The sequence below is a fragment of the Paenarthrobacter sp. CAP02 genome (assembly GCF_040137855.1).
In the GTDB taxonomy this organism is placed as follows: domain Bacteria; phylum Actinomycetota; class Actinomycetes; order Actinomycetales; family Micrococcaceae; genus Arthrobacter.
Window position 1 is genome coordinate 523,290 of sequence record NZ_JBEEII010000001.1, and the last position, 12,902, is coordinate 536,191.

Below are 12,902 nucleotides of genomic sequence, written 5' to 3' on the forward strand. Positions count from 1 at the left end.
AGCTAGCCGGCCCCGTGCCCTGCGGCTACCTCTTCACCGGCCTTGACCGGGCCCGGTGGGGTGCCCTCACCAAAGGGGTTGCCGCCCAGGGCCTCGCGTCCGTGGTCGGTAAGCCACCCGGACAGGTCCGGGCCGGCAGGAACGATCTGCGTGGGGTTAATGTCCTCGTGCACTATGTAGTAGTGCTGCTTAATCTGCACGAAATCGATGGTGTCGCCGAAGCCCGGCGTCTGGAACAAGTCCCGGGCGTAGCCCCACAAGGCAGGCATTTCGCTGAGCTTGTTCCGGTTGCACTTGAAGTGTCCGTGGTAGACGGCATCGAAGCGGGCCAAGGTGGTGAAGAGCCTGACGTCGGCCTCCGTGATGGTGTCGCCCACCAGGTAGCGCTGGGTCGTCAACCGTTCCTCCAGCCAATCCAAGGCCGTCCACAACCGTTCGTAGGCGGCGTCGTAGGCCTCCTGTGAGCCCGCGAACCCGCACCTGTACACGCCGTTGTTGACCTCGGTAAAGACGCGCCTGTTGACCAGGTCGATCTCCTCGCGCAGGTGTTCCGGATAGAGCTGCGGGGCGCCGGGCCGGTGGAATTCCGTCCATTCCGTGGAGAAGTCCAGAGTGATCTGGGGGAAGTTGTTGGTGACCACTGATCCGCTGGGGACATCGACAATGGCCGGAACAGTGATGCCTCGGGGGTAATCCGGGAAGCGGCGGAAGAACGCCTCCTGCAGCCGCTCAATGCCCAGCACGGGATCCTTGCCGTCCGGATCGAGGTCGAACGTCCAGGAGCGGGCGTCGTGCGTGGGTCCTGGCTGGCCGAGGCTGATGACGTCTTCGAGCCCAAGGAGCCTGCGGACAATCACAGTTCGGTTGGCCCACGGACATGCCCGCGCTGCGATGAGGCGATACCGTCCCGGTTCGACAGGCCAGCCCGGTTCTCCGTCAGGTCCGGGTGCGCCATCGCGGGTGATGCGGTCCTCAATGTAATTCGTGTCCCGGTTGAACTCACCGCCGGTGACATACGCGCCGCGTGTGCTGTGTTCTTCGACTTCGCTGGTCTTCTCAGTCATTGCCCCAGACTATGCTGCCTTCGCGTGTTCGCGCCCACGTAGACTGGATTGATGCGGCTCGTAGCAAGCGATATTGACGGCACCATCCTCGGTCACGACGGCAAAATCAGTGACCGGACCATCAAGGCATTCCAGGCGTGCCGTGACGCAGGGGTGGAACTGGTCTTCGTTACGGGCCGGCCGCCGCGGTGGCTTTACCCGCTCCAAGAGCAGCTCGGCCACAGCGGAATCGTGATCTGTTCCAACGGCGCGGTCGTGTGGGATTTGGAAACCGAAAAAGCACTTTCCTCGTGCGTCCTGGACGCCGCGTCAGTCTTTGAGGCCCGCCGCATCATCAAGTCCATCAGGCCCGATGCCCTGTTCGCGGTCGAAACCCTGACAGGTTTCCAACTGGAGCCGGGCTTCATCGAGAACGAAACCAGTGAGCTGCTTGCCGAGTTCACCCCCCGGCCGCTGGACGAGACGCTGACGGCGGATGACGCCGTCGTAAAGTTCCTGGCGATCACCCGGAAGGGCACCCCTGACGATTTCCTTGCCGAGGTGCAGCCGGCAGTCGCCCATTTGGTGAGCACGACGCATTCGGCTCCACGCACGGCGATGCTGGAAATGTCCGTCCAAGGCATCAACAAGGCCGTCACCCTGGCCAAGTACGCCGAGTCGCTGGGGATCGAGGCCGCAGACGTTGTGGCGTTCGGAGACATGCCCAACGACATTGAAATGCTCCGATGGGCAGGCCACGGCTACGCGATGGCCAGCGGACACCCGGAGGCCATTCTTGCCGCCGGCCAGCAGGCTCCCCACTTCGACGACGACGGCGTGGCCCAGGTTCTTGAGGCGAAACTCACCGAACAGCGGGTTTAGTTTCCGAACCGCGGGACCCAACAACGGACGTTGTCGCAGTAGCGGTCAAAGTCTGTGCCGAACCGTCGGCGGAGATCAGCTTCTTCGTGGGGCCTCACTGCGTAATTCCACACCAGCGAGCCAATCACCGCGTAAGCGACCACCAGCCACGATCCCAGCATGAGTCCGATGGCAGCGCCCTGCACGATTCCTGCGAGAGCCATCGGGTTCCTGATCCAGCGGTACGGCCCGGAGATGACCAAGCGGTTGGGCATCGCGGAAGGCAGCGGCGTGCCCTGTCCAAGGGTGGACATGGCCAGTGCTGAACAGATGCCCAGTGCGCTGGCAAGTACCAGGAGGACCGCGCCTATCACGCCAGCGATGGCAGGGATCGGAAGGTCAACAGCCCAGCGGTTCTCCAGTGCCGAGATCGCGAGGGGAATCACTCCCAGGAAGAAGCTCCAGAAGAGCGCGAGTTGCACGAACGTCGTAGCGACATGAGGAGCTGCCGTGGGGCGTTGCGCTGCTGGGCGGAACGCGAACGGACCGCGGAGAACCCACTCAGATGGCACGCGTCCGTAGGCAACGAGGCAGAGCGCCACGATGGAACATGCGGACGCGGCGGCCATGGCCACAACGCCCCACCCTGCTTCGGTGCTGATGGTGGCGTAGCCTGCCAACGCTACGGTGACCAAGCAGGTCCAGGCGGTGGCGATGACAGCCGCTGCCTTGCTGCCACAGGCTGCCGCGGCCGATGCCACAACGAACAGCGGGATATCCACACAGGCAACCATGACAGGATCCAACCGTCCAAGCGTTGATTCACGGATCAATGGCAGGGCAAAAACTGAGATCCACCAGGCAGCCCCCGCCACGGCCTGCGCGGCAAAGTAGGCCCGCCCCCACGCAGGCCCGGTCACGGGTGCCGCACGCCCTCGCCCGCCAGCAGGGCGCGGTAGCCCTCCTTGTATGTGGGGAAGGTGAGTTCGACCCCGGTGGCCCGTACACGCTTGTTCGAACAGCGTTTGTCGCCAGGGCCGGCGTCGGACGCGTCGCCGGGTGCCGCCGTCGGGGGTTCCGGGCAGCCCAGTTCAGCAGCGAGAAACCGCATGACCTCGCCCATTTCTGCCGCGTGATCGTCAACGCCTATGTAAACCGGATCCGGAGCCTGGTCCATGGTGGTGAGGTGGACGATCATGGCTGCGGCGTCGTCCCTGTGGATGCGGTTGGTGTGCCGGGGCCGGGCGGGAATGACCGCTTGTCCTGTGCGGACCTGGTCAATCAGCCGCGTGCGTCCCGGTCCGTAGATGCCGCCCAGGCGCAACGAGATGGCCTCTGTGCTGGTGCCTCGGGTCCGGGAGAACAGCAATTCCTCGGCCTCCACCAGCACTTTTCCGCTGAAGCGCGTCGGCTCCGTGGCCGTGGACTCGTCCACCACAGCCCCGCCGGAATCCTTGTACACAGCCGTGGAGGAGACGAAGAGGATGCGGCGCGGCTCCAATCCTTGCCGCTCCAGTGCGTTCAGCACGTTGCCGGTACCGTCCAGGTAGGCCGCGCGGTAGGCCTCCTCGGTGGAGGTATCGGCTGCCACGGCAATCACCACAATGTCCACATCCGAGGGCAACTCCGGCAGGTCCTTGGCGAGGTCCGCGTACATTCCACGGATCTGGGGCGGCAGCTTTTCGGGCGACCGCCGCAGGCCGACAACCTCACGGCCGGCGGCGGCAAAGCGAAGCCCGGCTTCGGCTCCGAGGTCGCCGCACCCGGCAATCAATACAGTCATGCCCCTAGTTTCGCAGGCCGCAGCTGTCACCGAGTTCCCAGCCTCCATACAACCGGCGTTCACGTGGCACCCGTAGGCTTTCAGCCACGGACTTGTTAGCTCGTCGAAGGTGCAGGGGAACCATGGCAAAGCGTAGGATCAACGATTTCACCACTGCGCCGTTGCGGCGCATCGAACCGGACCATCACTGGCGCTCGCTGCGGCAGGGTGACCGGGTCAAAGTCACGCTCACCCCCGGTTACGAGTCCGCAGGTGTGGTGGACGCCGTCACCGGAGACGCCACAGCAGTTTGGGTGGAGCTCGACGGCGGTCGCGGCCGGACGCTGGTGCACGTCAGCGACGGCGTCGCGATCGTTCCGCAGGAGGCCTGACGCAGTTCTTCGGGGCGGACATCGGCTACGCTACGGGTGTGACGCTGCCCTATTTCCTCCGCAAGGACGGTTCCGCTGGCCCTTTGGCCTTCGCGCACCGGGGTTTCTCGTTGGACGGCCTGGAAAATTCCATGCCAGCCTTCAAAGCTGCCGTGGAATTGGGAACGGCGCACCTGGAAACGGACGTGCACACCACCCGTGATGGCGTGGTCTTGGTTTTCCACGACTCGTCCCTGGACCGGGTGACCGATTCCGTGGGCACCGTCTCCTCACTGACCGCCGCAGAAGTTGCCAAGGCGCGCATTGGCGGGGTGGAGCCGGTGCCAACGTTCGACGAGCTGGTTACCTCGTTGCCGGACGCCCGGCTGAACCTGGATGTCAAGGACTGGAACTCGGTGCGCCCCTTGGCTGAGGCCATTGAGAAACACGGGGTCCATGATCGGGTCCTGGTCACGAGCTTTTCGGACAAGCGCCGCCGGGCCGTCCTTCGGCTGTTATCACGGCGTGTGGTCTCCTCGGCCGGCAGCACTCTGACGGCGCTTTTTGTTCTTCTTGGCCCTGTCCTGCCCGCCACTTTGGCACGCAAGCTGCTTGCCGGCGTCGACGTTTTCCAAGTGCCCGTCCGTTACGGAAGGCTGCCCGTGGTGACTCCGGGTTTCGTCCGACGCGCCCATCGGCTGGGCCTGCAGGTGCATGTGTGGACCATCAACGAGCCCGCGGAAATGGACCGGCTGCTGGATCTCGGGGTGGACGGCATCGTGTCCGACCGGCTCGACCTCCTCAAGGAAGTCCTGGTCCGTCGCGGCGAGTGGGTGTGAGCGAGCGTTGGGTTGAAGCGGGTGGGATGTGAGCGAGCGTCGGGGAAACCGGACCCTCGCTCACATCCCTACCGTTTCCCGTGGACCCTCGCTCACATTCCTACCGTTTCGACCGTGCCCTACGGGTTGGGCTGACACCCAAAAACCTACGTGAGATGGTGGTCAGTACCAGCAGCCACAGCGCGAGGGAGATTGGCGTGACCCTGTTCCGTTTAGCGATCCTTGATGACTACCAGCAGGTCTCCGGGGATTACGCCCCGTGGGAGTCACTGCTCGACGACGACGTGAAGGTCAGCGTCTTCAGCGCACCTTTCGTTTCGGAGGAGCAGGCCGTGGCCGCCTTGGCGCCTTTCGACATCATTGTGGCGATGCGCGAACGCACCCGTTTCCCGCAGAGTGCCTTGGATGCCCTGCCGAACCTCAAGCTCCTGGTGACTACGGGCATGGCCAACGCCGCCATTGATATGGAAGCGGCAAAGGAGCGCGGGATTGTGGTGTGCGGTACGGCTGGTTCGCCGGCGGCGGCACCGGAGTTGGCATGGGCGCTCCTGTTGGCATTTGCCCGGAACCTTCCTGTGGAGGAGAACTCGCTCAGGGCAGGGGAGTGGCAAACGGGCGTCGGATTCGAACTCGAAGGGAAGACGCTCGGCATTGTGGGCTTGGGTAAGATCGGTTCCCGGATGGCCCGCTACGCCAAGGCCTTTGGGATGGACGTCCTGGCGTGGAGCCAAAACCTCACTGCCGAAGCAGCCGAAGCTGCGGGTGCCCGGAAGGTGACAAAAGAGGAGCTGTTCCGCGAGTCCGACGTGGTCACGCTGCACCTCCGGTTGTCGGAGCGTACGGAGGGCATTGTGGGAGCCAAGGAACTCCGGCTTCTGGGCCCGGAGGGACTGTTGGTGAACACGGCCCGGGGTCCGCTGGTGGACGAGGCGGCACTCGTGCAGGCTTTGGAGGAAGGCTGGATCAGGGGTGCTGCCTTGGACGTCTTCGACGAGGAACCGCTTCCTTCCGGGCATGCATTGTTGCACTCTCCCCGGACGGTGCTTTCGCCGCACATCGGCTACGTGACGCGTGAGAGTTACCGGCAGTTCTATGGGGGTGCGTTCGAGGACGTGAAAGCCTGGCTTGCGGACGCTCCGGTTCGAGTGTTGAACGGCTAGTTTGGCGGCCATCGCGCCCTTTTCCGCCCTGCGCCCCTGTCGTCACGGGGGCGTAGGGCGTTAAGGGGTGCGCCAAGGCGAAGGTTACGCCCTGGCAAGCGCTTTCCCAGCAAAGCTGGCAAGATGGATCCATGCGTATCCTCATCGCCCCCGATAAGTTCAAGGGATCCCTGACCGCCGCCGAAGCCGCGTCAGCCATGGCCGAAGGCGCCCTCCGCGTCTACCCGGATGCTGTGACCACCCAATTCCCGGTTGCCGACGGCGGCGAAGGCACGCTGGATGCCGCCATCGCAGCGGGCTACGAAGAGCGGAACAACGCCGTGGTTGGGCCCATCCTCAAGCCTGTTGGCGCTTCCTGGGCGATCCGCAAGGACGCATTTGGCGGCGCCACTGCCGTGATCGAAACCGCGCAAGCATCCGGCCTGGCGCACATGGAGCCGACTCCCGAGAACTCGCTCCGCGCCCACAGCTACGGCTGCGGCCAGCTGATTGCAGCCGCGCTTGAAGCCGGGGCCACGGAAATTGTTTTGGGCTTGGGTGGATCGGCAATGTCCGACGGCGGCAGCGGAGCCTTGCGTGCGTTGGGGCTCAAGCCCCTCGATGCCGCGGGGAACGTGGTGCCCCTCGGCGGCGGTTCGCTGGCCGACGTCGTCGCCGTGGACGTCTCCGGGCTGGATCCGCGGCTTTCGGCCGTGAGGTTCCGCATCGCCGTCGACGTCCAGAACCCGCTGTACGGTCCTGATGGTGCCGCGCATGTTTTCGGCCCGCAGAAAGGCGCCGATGAGGACGCCGTAGAGAAGCTCGACGCCGGCCTCCGCAACTGGGCGTCGCTCCTTCGGGAAACTACCGGCCGCGACGTCAACGTGCCGGGAGCCGGAGCGGCGGGTGGATTCCCGGCGTCGTTCCTGGCCTTTTCTGACGCTGCGCTGGAAGGCGGCTTCGCGTTGGTCGCAGGCCTCACGGGCCTGGCCCAGCACCTGGGCGAGGCCGACCTGGTCATCACCGGTGAGGGGTCCATGGACGAGCAGTCGCTCACGGGCAAGGCGCCGATCGCACTCGCCGATGCCGCCAGCGTCCACGGCATCCCCGTGGTGGCCGTGGCGGGGCGCATCACGGTGACGCCCGAAGACCTTGCGAAGCACGGCATCGTGGCCGCCGCGCAGCTGTTGGACGTTGCGCAGCGCAAGGATGGTGTTCCCGACGTCGCCGATGCCGTGGCTAATGCGGCCAAGTACCTGGCGTGGGCGACCAGCCAGGTGCTTGAAGGGGCGTAGCGCCTACTGGCGGTAGCCCTCAACCTCGTTGACCGGCCGGGGCTCGGCGTCATCGGGGTTCTCGCCGGCGTGTTTCTTGGCGCGACGTTGGCGCAGCAGGTCCCAGCACTGGTCCAGCTGTGCCTCGAGCTGGGCCAGGCGTGCCCGGTTGTCGGTATCGTCCTCCGAGTTTGAGGAGTCGCGGAGGCGGTGCTCCTCCTCGACCAACGACTGAATACGTTCCAGCAGGTCCTGGTTATCCATGCTCTGTCTCCTTTGTGGTGGGACGCTTACGTTCGAACGTAGCCCAGCCGAAGGGGTGCGTCTACTCTCACCCGACGGCATACTTGGGTCATGAAATTCACTACGACCATCGTGGGCGATGGCAACAAGGCTGGCATCGAGGTTCCTGACGAGATTGTGGACGGACTGGCCGCAGGAAAGCGCCCCCCGGTGGTGGTGACCATCAACGGTCAGAGCTATCGCAGCAGCGTTGCGGTGATGGGCGGCAAATACATGGTGGGCGTCAGTGCGGCGAACCGGGAGCTGACCGGTGCCGCCGCCGGGGACACGGTGGAGGTCGGGCTTGAGGTGGACACCGAGCCGAAGGTGGTCGAGGTTCCGAACGATTTGGCCGCCGCACTCGATGCGGAGCCCGAGGCCAAAGCCTTTTACGGCACCCTGAACTACAGCGCCCAACGAAGGTACGTGGAGCCGATTGGGGACGCCAAGACGCCTGAGACCCGGGCGCGAAGGGTCGCCAAGGTGGTGGCGGATCTGAAGGCCGGGAAGAAGTAGCTTTCAGTCCTTGCGAACGCTGTAGGTGGTCACCACGTTGCCCTTGCTTGTGGCGTACTGGTCCTCCAGCACCAGGCGGTTCAGCGGGTCGCCGTCCTCGAAGAGTCGACGGCCGGTACCGGCAATCACCGGGTGGGTCATGAGCGTCAGCTCATCCAGCACGCCTGCGAACAGCAGTTGCCGGACCAGGGAGATACTGCCGCAGACGGCGATCTCGCCGCCGTCGCGGTTTTTGAGGTCCGTAACGAACTGCTCCACGTCGCCCTCAATCAGGTGCGAGTTTTCCCATTCCAGCGGTTCGGTCAGCGTTCGGGATGCGACGAACTTCTCGACGGGGTTAATGAATTTGGCGAAGTCGTCGTCCTGCGTCGCGTTCGGCCAATACTGGGCCCATTCCTGGTAGCTGACACGCCCAAGAACCACGGTGTCCACCGTGTTGATCATTTTGGTCAGGCCCTTGCCCAGGTCCTCGTCAAAGCTATCGAACTGGAACTTGAACGGGTCCTGGACCACGCCATCCACGGAGTGGAACAGTCCGGCGGTGACTTTACGCATCTCGGTCTCCTCTTAGGCTGCTCGGCTTGCTGTTTGGAATTCGTGGGACGGAAGGGCAGTCACATTGCCGGGGGCAGGGTTGAGTTTGACCGGCATTTCATGGAGCTCAGCATAAACCTTGAGCTGATCCAGGGCTTCGGGATCCACCATCGCGTCCGTCAGGTCCATCTCGACGCCGAGACCGCCGCCCAGGCTCCTGGTCCGCTGAATCACCGGATACAGCCCCTGCAGGCTCTGTGCGGTCACGTGACCGGTTGCTGCGATCTGGATCTGTTCGCCGTCAACGTCGACGCGAACAACTACGGAAAGCTTCTCGCTGGTCAATGTACTGCCTTTCATCGTTGCTGCCACGCTGCAGCGCCCCCAGCGTATGTGGCGAGTGTGACGTGCGCAGCACTCCGACGAAAAGGCGAGTGCCACCGTCGTACTTCTCGTGAAAGTACGACGGCGGCACTCGCCTTATGTGGCTCGGCTGGCCGCTAGGCGGTCTGGCCGGCGTGCTGGCCTTCGGAGATTTCCTCTACGACCTTGGCGTTGAAGGCGGGCAGGTCGTCCGGTTTACGGCTGGTGACCAGGCCCTGGTCCACGACGACTTCCTCGTCGGTCCAGTTGGCGCCCGCATTCTTCAGGTCCGTCTGGAGCGTGTGGTACGAGGTGACGTTGCGGCCCTTGATGACGCCGGCCTCGATGAGGAGCCAAGGGCCGTGGCAGATCGATGCCACGGGCTTGTGCTGCTCGAAGAAGGCTCGCGTGAAGTTCTGGGCGTCCTTGTCGACGCGGAGGTTGTCCGCGTTCACGACGCCGCCCGGGAGTACCAGGGCGTCGAAGTCGGATGCATTGGCGTCTGACACCGCGAGGGTTGCATCGAAGGTGTCACCTGGCTCGGTGCCGTTGTAGCCCTGGATGGTGCCCTTTTCGGGGGCGATAAGCGTAGGTTCGCCGCCCGCGTCCTTCACTGCTTGCCATGGGCTGGTGAGTTCCACCTGCTCCACGCCGTCCGTCAGCAGGAATGCGACCTTCTTGCCCGAGATGTTGTGTTCTGACATTGTTCCTCCTCTTGTTCGGCTGCCTTTTGGGCACATGCCGTTGCTGCGAGAGTTGTTTGTCTGACCTGTTCCAGCCTAGGGAACCCAGCCATAGTAAGCAAGCTGATTATTTGTTCCGTCGGGCAGCGCTGCTTTTCCAAGTGGCTTTCGCCCGGGCCTGCACCGGCGCGTGGCTACCGGATAGTAGGCTGAGTCGCATGACGTGGGGGCGCCGGTTCCTCCCGCACCCCGGAGGACTCACCCCATGTTCAGAACGCTCACGCCCGCCAAGACGCCGTCCCGATTCTCACTCGGAGCCAAGGTGGCTGCGTTTCTTTTGGCCGCCGCAACCCTCGCCGCCTCAGGGGCAGAGGCAGCCACCGCCGCCGAAGAACCAGGCCAAGGGGACCACGCCATGGGATCCACTCTTCGTGACAACGAAAGCGAGGGCCAGGATTTGGCAACCATCCAGGACGCTTCGCCCTTGGCAGTGCCGCAAGGCGTGCGTGGAATGGACGTGAGCAGCCACCAGGGCGGGGTTGACTGGTCCAAGGCCGCAGCGAACGGGGCGAAGTTCGCCTACGTCAAGGCCAGCGAAGGGACCGGGTACAGCAACCCCTATTTCTCTGCACAGTATGCGGGGGCTGCTGCTGCCGGGATGCTCCGCGGCGCGTATCACTTCGCCCTTCCCAACGCTTCGTCCGGTGCAGCGCAAGCAAACTACTTCCTTCAGAGTGGTGCGGCGTGGAAACCGGACGGCAGGACGCTTCCCGCTTTGCTGGACCTGGAGTACAGCCCCTATGGCGACGGCGCCTGCTACGGAATGACCCCTGGTCAAATGGTGGCGTGGATTTCCGACTTCTCCACCACCATCCTGGCCCGGACCGGGCGTCTTCCAGCCATCTACACGACTACCGACTGGTGGAACAGGTGCACCGGCAAGGCCAGTGGCTTTGGGAACCACCCGCTCCACATCGCTCGATGGGCATCCACGCCCGGAGCACTTCCCGCCGGCTGGAAGACCTACACCCTGTGGCAGCACGCCGACTCGGGTGTCTTCCCCGGCGACCAGAACGTCTACAACGGAACGCTGACTCAGCTGAAGTCCTTTGCAACCAATCCCGGACCGATCTTCTCTGATATCTCCGGTGGCCAGTTCACCACCGAGATTAACTGGCTCGGGTCGCGCGGCATCTCGACTGGCTGGACAGAATCGAACGGCGCCAGGACGTACCGGCCACTCGCGCCCGTTGCGCGTGATGCCATGGCCGCGTTCATGTACCGCTTGGCCGGATCGCCTTCCTTCACCCCGCCGGCCAAGTCGCCGTTCGCTGATGTAGCCACGAACAACCCGTTCTACAAGCAGATCACCTGGCTCGCCAGCAAGGGCATCAGCACGGGCTGGAGCGAGGCCAACGGGACCAAGACCTACCGCCCCCTCGCGCCCGTTGCACGTGATGCCATGGCCGCGTTCATGTACCGACTGGCTGGCTCGCCCGCCTACACCCCGCCCGCGAAGTCACCGTTCGCTGATGTTGCTACGAACAACCCGTTCTACAAGCAGATCACCTGGTTGGCGGCCAGCGGCATCAGTACCGGCTGGGCCGAGGCGAACGGAACCAGGACCTACCGTCCCCTCGAGCCGGTCGCCCGCGACGCCATGGCCGCGTTCATGAGCCGCTACAACGCCAGGTTCGGGAGCAAGTAGCGGGCCTACTTCCCCTTGCGTCCCGTTCGCTTGGCGGCGGCGTTCATCGCCGACTTCACTGCAGGCGGCAGTCCCGCCGTCTCGGTTTCCGGTTCAGCCACGGTCCCTCGCCAACGGGCGAGTCCCTTCATGCCGTGGTAGATCACCAGCGCTGCAGCTGAGCCGAGGGCGATGCCCGTGAACTTCAGCTCGCCAATGGTCCACGTGTAGTCCGCGATGCCAATGATCAAAGCCACGGCAGCGGTGGTCAGGTTGATCGGGTTGGAGAAATTGACCTTGTTCTGCACCCAGATCTTCACGCCAAGGACGCCGATCATGCCGTAGAGCATCGTCGCGGCGCCACCCAGGACACCAGCGGGAACTGTAGCGATCAGTTCGCCGAATTTCGGGGAGAAGCTCAGCAGGATGGCGAAGATACCGGCCACCCAGTAGGCCGCCGTCGAATAGACCTTGGTGGCGGCCATGACGCCGATGTTTTCTGCGTAAGTGGTTGTACCCGAACCGCCGCCGAACCCGGCAAGTACCGTCGCGGCGCCGTCGGCCATCAGCGCGCGGCCGGAGACGCCGTCGAGGTTTTGGCCGGTCATGGCGGCTACCGACTTCACGTGGCCGACGTTTTCAGCCACCAGCACCAGCACCACGGGAACGAACAGTCCCACAACCCCAATGTGGAACTCGGGCGTCTGGAAGAACGGGAGGCCAACCCAGGCTGCGGCGTCCATTTTTTCGTAGCTGACCTCGCCGCGCATCATGGCCACGAGGTACCCCACCACTACGCCAACCAGGATGCTCAGGCGTCCCAGGATCCCGCGGAACAGGACGGACACCAGGATGATCGTCACCAAGGTGACCAGGGCGGTGACGGGGGCGGCGTCGAAGTTGTTCTTCGCGGCAGGAGCCAGGTTGAGGCCGATCAGCGCGACGATCGCGCCGGTAACGATCGGCGGCATGAGCCGATTGATCCAGTCGGCACCGAACTTCTGCACGACGGCACCAATAAGGGCCAGTACGACGCCGGCCAGCACCACGCCGCCCAAGGCGCCGCTGACGCCGTACTGCTGTTGGGACGCCATGATCGGGGCGATGAACGCGAAGCTCGAACCGAGGTAGCTGGGGACGCGCCCCTTGGTGATGACGAGGAACAGCAGCGTCCCGATGCCTGAGAAGAACAAGGTGGTGGCCGGCGGCATGCCGGTGATGATGGGGACCAGGAAGGTCGCGCCGAACATGGCCACAACATGCTGCATGCCGATGCCGATGGTCAACGGCCACGCGAGCCGCTCATCCGGCGCCACCACGTGGCCGGGCCGGATGGACTTGCCGTTGCCGTGGAGCTTCCATTTGGTGCCGAGCATGCTCATGGCAGGCCTTCCTCAGAAGAGTGTTGGGATTCGGTGCAACATTACCGCCATTGCGGGGCCTGCTCTACGCGCTTCGCGCTGGATCTGGCACGCATGGCGGGCCCAGCAACGCAAGAAGCGACACGCGGAGTCATGCTTTGTGCGCAACGTCACGCGCTGTCACGGG

Annotated in this window: 15 protein-coding genes; 7 read left to right on the top strand and 8 right to left on the bottom strand. The window is 64.2% G+C overall.

Annotated elements, in window-relative coordinates:
* Positions 1-2: 2 nt before the first annotated feature.
* Entirely contained in the window at positions 3-1,064 is a 1,062-nt protein-coding gene (locus tag ABHM97_RS02620; RefSeq protein ID WP_349469476.1) for a glutathione S-transferase family protein, read from the bottom strand.
* Positions 1,065-1,115: 51 nt separating this feature from the next.
* Here ABHM97_RS02620 and ABHM97_RS02625 point away from each other — a divergent pair, with 51 nt between their 5' ends.
* Positions 1,116-1,925 carry an HAD family hydrolase gene (locus tag ABHM97_RS02625; RefSeq protein WP_235518036.1) on the top strand — a complete coding sequence of 270 codons (810 nt, stop codon included), beginning with the start codon at positions 1,116-1,118 and terminating at the stop codon, positions 1,923-1,925.
* Here the strand turns inward: ABHM97_RS02625 and ABHM97_RS02630 are convergent.
* Both ABHM97_RS02630 and ABHM97_RS02635 read right to left on the bottom strand, forming a co-directional pair.
* On the bottom strand, positions 1,922-2,824 hold the full coding sequence (locus ABHM97_RS02630) for a methyltransferase family protein (RefSeq protein WP_349469477.1): 903 nt from the start codon (positions 2,822-2,824) through the stop codon (positions 1,922-1,924). The two genes, ABHM97_RS02625 and ABHM97_RS02630, sit on opposite strands and share 4 nt — an antisense overlap.
* Entirely contained in the window at positions 2,821-3,735 is a 915-nt protein-coding gene (locus tag ABHM97_RS02635) for an SDR family oxidoreductase (protein ID WP_349469478.1), read from the bottom strand. The genes ABHM97_RS02630 and ABHM97_RS02635 overlap by 4 nt, the downstream gene beginning before the upstream one ends.
* A gap of 74 nt (positions 3,736-3,809) precedes the next feature.
* On the opposite strand from ABHM97_RS02635, the gene ABHM97_RS02640 reads away from it, so the two are divergent.
* From ABHM97_RS02640 to ABHM97_RS02655, 4 genes are all read left to right on the top strand, one after another.
* The gene (locus tag ABHM97_RS02640; protein WP_235518031.1) at positions 3,810-4,058 is read left to right on the top strand and encodes a hypothetical protein; all 249 of its coding nucleotides are present in this window, start codon (positions 3,810-3,812) and stop codon (positions 4,056-4,058) included.
* A 20-nt stretch (positions 4,059-4,078) separates the two neighbouring features.
* On the top strand, positions 4,079-4,876 hold the full coding sequence (locus ABHM97_RS02645) for a glycerophosphodiester phosphodiesterase family protein (RefSeq protein WP_349469537.1): 798 nt from the start codon (positions 4,079-4,081) through the stop codon (positions 4,874-4,876).
* 155 nt (positions 4,877-5,031) lie between these two features.
* Entirely contained in the window at positions 5,032-6,036 is a 1,005-nt protein-coding gene (locus tag ABHM97_RS02650; protein WP_349469479.1) for a D-2-hydroxyacid dehydrogenase family protein, read from the top strand.
* Between the two features lie 131 nt (positions 6,037-6,167).
* Positions 6,168-7,310, top strand: a complete 1,143-nt coding sequence (locus ABHM97_RS02655) for a glycerate kinase (RefSeq protein ID WP_349469480.1) — start codon at positions 6,168-6,170, stop codon at positions 7,308-7,310.
* A 3-nt stretch (positions 7,311-7,313) separates the two neighbouring features.
* Here the strand turns inward: ABHM97_RS02655 and ABHM97_RS02660 are convergent, their stop codons facing one another.
* Entirely contained in the window at positions 7,314-7,553 is a 240-nt protein-coding gene (locus ABHM97_RS02660; protein ID WP_349469482.1) for a DUF2630 family protein, read from the bottom strand.
* Between the two features lie 90 nt (positions 7,554-7,643).
* On the opposite strand from ABHM97_RS02660, the gene ABHM97_RS02665 reads away from it, so the two are divergent.
* A complete protein-coding gene (locus ABHM97_RS02665) occupies positions 7,644-8,087 on the top strand; it encodes a YdeI/OmpD-associated family protein (RefSeq protein WP_349469483.1) in 444 nt (147 codons plus the stop codon).
* A 3-nt stretch (positions 8,088-8,090) separates the two neighbouring features.
* Here ABHM97_RS02665 and ABHM97_RS02670 read toward each other — a convergent pair whose 3' ends face one another.
* The 3 genes from ABHM97_RS02670 to ABHM97_RS02680 all read right to left on the bottom strand — a co-directional run bounded on the left by ABHM97_RS02670 (position 8,091) and on the right by ABHM97_RS02680 (position 9,688).
* Complete coding sequence (locus ABHM97_RS02670; RefSeq protein WP_349469484.1) at positions 8,091-8,642, bottom strand: dihydrofolate reductase family protein; 552 nt, start codon at positions 8,640-8,642, stop codon at positions 8,091-8,093.
* Positions 8,643-8,654: 12 nt separating this feature from the next.
* Positions 8,655-8,981: a hypothetical protein gene (locus ABHM97_RS02675; protein ID WP_349469485.1), complete on the bottom strand. Its 327-nt coding sequence runs from the start codon at positions 8,979-8,981 to the stop codon at positions 8,655-8,657.
* Positions 8,982-9,121: 140 nt separating this feature from the next.
* Positions 9,122-9,688: a type 1 glutamine amidotransferase domain-containing protein gene (locus tag ABHM97_RS02680; protein ID WP_284987184.1), complete on the bottom strand. Its 567-nt coding sequence runs from the start codon at positions 9,686-9,688 to the stop codon at positions 9,122-9,124.
* A 244-nt stretch (positions 9,689-9,932) separates the two neighbouring features.
* Here ABHM97_RS02680 and ABHM97_RS02685 point away from each other — a divergent pair, with 244 nt between their 5' ends.
* Positions 9,933-11,375 carry a lysozyme gene (locus tag ABHM97_RS02685; RefSeq protein ID WP_349469487.1) on the top strand — a complete coding sequence of 481 codons (1,443 nt, stop codon included), beginning with the start codon at positions 9,933-9,935 and terminating at the stop codon, positions 11,373-11,375.
* 5 nt (positions 11,376-11,380) lie between these two features.
* On the opposite strand, the gene ABHM97_RS02690 is transcribed toward ABHM97_RS02685, so the two are convergent.
* The gene (locus tag ABHM97_RS02690; protein ID WP_349469488.1) at positions 11,381-12,736 is read right to left on the bottom strand and encodes a uracil-xanthine permease family protein; all 1,356 of its coding nucleotides are present in this window, start codon (positions 12,734-12,736) and stop codon (positions 11,381-11,383) included.
* Between the last annotated feature and the right edge of the window lie 166 nt (positions 12,737-12,902).

What these genes read in the sequence shown, in the direction of transcription:
- ABHM97_RS02690 (WP_349469488.1), bottom strand. Translation starts at nt 12,736, where the DNA reads ATGAGCATGCTCGGCACCAAATGGAAGCTCCACGGCAACGGCAAGTCC.
- ABHM97_RS02650 (WP_349469479.1), top strand. Translation starts at nt 5,032, where the DNA reads ATGGTGGTCAGTACCAGCAGCCACAGCGCGAGGGAGATTGGCGTGACC.
- ABHM97_RS02680 (WP_284987184.1), bottom strand. Translation starts at nt 9,688, where the DNA reads ATGTCAGAACACAACATCTCGGGCAAGAAGGTCGCATTCCTGCTGACG.
- ABHM97_RS02640 (WP_235518031.1), top strand. Translation starts at nt 3,810, where the DNA reads ATGGCAAAGCGTAGGATCAACGATTTCACCACTGCGCCGTTGCGGCGC.
- ABHM97_RS02635 (WP_349469478.1), bottom strand. Translation starts at nt 3,735, where the DNA reads ATGGAGGCTGGGAACTCGGTGACAGCTGCGGCCTGCGAAACTAGGGGC.
- ABHM97_RS02625 (WP_235518036.1), top strand. Translation starts at nt 1,116, where the DNA reads ATGCGGCTCGTAGCAAGCGATATTGACGGCACCATCCTCGGTCACGAC.
- ABHM97_RS02675 (WP_349469485.1), bottom strand. Translation starts at nt 8,981, where the DNA reads ATGAAAGGCAGTACATTGACCAGCGAGAAGCTTTCCGTAGTTGTTCGC.
- ABHM97_RS02655 (WP_349469480.1), top strand. Translation starts at nt 6,168, where the DNA reads ATGCGTATCCTCATCGCCCCCGATAAGTTCAAGGGATCCCTGACCGCC.
- ABHM97_RS02665 (WP_349469483.1), top strand. Translation starts at nt 7,644, where the DNA reads ATGAAATTCACTACGACCATCGTGGGCGATGGCAACAAGGCTGGCATC.
- ABHM97_RS02620 (WP_349469476.1), bottom strand. Translation starts at nt 1,064, where the DNA reads ATGACTGAGAAGACCAGCGAAGTCGAAGAACACAGCACACGCGGCGCG.
- ABHM97_RS02670 (WP_349469484.1), bottom strand. Translation starts at nt 8,642, where the DNA reads ATGCGTAAAGTCACCGCCGGACTGTTCCACTCCGTGGATGGCGTGGTC.
- ABHM97_RS02660 (WP_349469482.1), bottom strand. Translation starts at nt 7,553, where the DNA reads ATGGATAACCAGGACCTGCTGGAACGTATTCAGTCGTTGGTCGAGGAG.
- ABHM97_RS02685 (WP_349469487.1), top strand. Translation starts at nt 9,933, where the DNA reads ATGTTCAGAACGCTCACGCCCGCCAAGACGCCGTCCCGATTCTCACTC.